This window comes from Pseudomonas sp. DCB_AW, from assembly GCF_026240895.1.
Classification (GTDB): Bacteria; Pseudomonadota; Gammaproteobacteria; order Pseudomonadales; family Pseudomonadaceae; genus Aquipseudomonas; species Aquipseudomonas kermanshahensis.
This window is the reverse complement of record NZ_JAPFCE010000181.1, coordinates 1-463: the sequence shown is the minus strand read 5'-3', so window position 1 is coordinate 463 and position 463 is coordinate 1. Positions and strand designations below refer to the sequence as shown.

1 rRNA gene is annotated in these 463 nt (G+C 49.9%); it reads right to left on the bottom strand.

What is annotated here, in order from left to right:
* Positions 1-463 (bottom strand): 16S ribosomal RNA (locus OO306_RS28165); the annotation flags it as partial.

The following is a 463-nucleotide window of genomic DNA, read 5'->3' as shown; positions in this document are numbered from 1 at the left end:
GGGACTACCGGGGTATCTAATCCTGTTCGCTCCCCACGCTTTCGTCCATCAGCGTCAATCCACAAGTAGTAACCTGCCTTCGCAATTGGTATTCCATGTAATATCTAAGCATTTCACCGCTACACTACATATTCTAGTTACTTCCTTGTAATTCAAGTTTGGCAGTATCAATGGCCGTTCCACAGTTGAGCTGCGGGCTTTCACCACTGACTTACCAAACCGCCTACGGACCCTTTAAACCCAATGATTCCGGATAACGCTTGGATCCTCCGTATTACCGCGGCTGCTGGCACGGAGTTAGCCGATCCTTATTCCTACAGTACCGTCAAGCTCCCACACGTGGGAGGGTTTCTTCCTGTATAAAAGCAGTTTACAATCCATAGGACCGTCTTCCTGCACGCGGCATGGCTGGTTCAGTCTTGCGACCATTGACCAATATTCCTCACTGCTGCGTCCCGTAGGA